The sequence below is a fragment of the Gilliamella sp. CG22 genome (assembly GCF_046635725.1).
GTDB classification, from domain to species: domain Bacteria; phylum Pseudomonadota; class Gammaproteobacteria; order Enterobacterales; family Orbaceae; genus Gilliamella; species Gilliamella apicola_I.
Map to the genome: position 1 here is coordinate 1 of NZ_JBIDFK010000034.1, position 1,085 is coordinate 1,085.

General features: G+C 36.5%; 1 protein-coding gene. It reads left to right on the forward strand.

Translation table 11 applies throughout. The annotated features are described in order from the left end of the window. Positions 1–1,085: autotransporter outer membrane beta-barrel domain-containing protein (locus ACGH46_RS11035; RefSeq protein ID WP_411605657.1), on the forward strand; the 1,085-nt coding region annotated here is incomplete at both ends.

Here is a 1,085-nt window from a genome sequence, read left to right on the forward strand (position 1 = left end):
GCGAAAGCCGAGAATGTCTTTAGCGAAAAATCTAACTATAACGTTGATAAGAAAGGTTCACTTAATTTAGAAGATCATAACCAAACAATTGGCAATTTAGTCAATGGTGGGACTATCGATTTAGGTAAAGACTCAGCAAATACAGTATTAACTGTCAATGGTGATTACCGTGGTGAAGATGGCAAACTGAATATGTATGTGGATACAGAAAAAGGTGAGTCAGATAAACTTGTCGTAAAAGGTAATACGTCAGGAAAAACCAATATTGATATAACTGAAATCGGCCGAGGAAATTCAGAACGCGGTAAAATCAATCTAGTTGATGTTGTCGGTCAAGATGATGCTATCTGGAATATCATTGAGAAAAAAGATAGTGAATTTGACTATACAATTGGACGTGATGAAAATGGCAAATTAGTCATTGAATATACCAACGCATTTTCAAATGTTTATAAATCACCGATAGTAGCATCAGTATTTGGTAACCAATTAGCGGCATTAAATATGTTCCGTCATAGTGCTCACGACCGTGATACCTCAATTTATGTACCGGATTCAAATGTTTGGATGCGTTATAGCTATGACCGAACTCAGACTGATATGTTTAATGGTAGACAATCAATAGACATGAAGACATCAGTGATTGAAATGGGTGTGGATGTATTATCTTTAGACCAATTTAAAGTAGGGGTTTATGGTGGATACGGTCACAGCTCAATAGACACTCAACAAAAACACAGTAAACGTAACGGTGATGGCAGTGTTAGTGGTTATAACTTAGGGGTTTACGGTAACTGGAATGCACAAACCAATGGTGAAGGGCTTTATGTCGATACTTGGGCACAATATAGCTGGTTCAAACATAAAACTTCAGTTCATTTATCAAATTCAAGAAACTATTCAAGCAAATATAATGGGAACGCATTAAGTTTATCTGCTGAAGTTGGTTATGGATTAATTGTCCTTGAAGGCGATGAGAAAAACTGGTTACTTGAGCCACATGCTCAAATTGGTTATACCTGGTTAGACAGTGATAAGTTTAATTTAGGTCGTGCAGGTAAAGTTGACAACATTAATGCAGATGG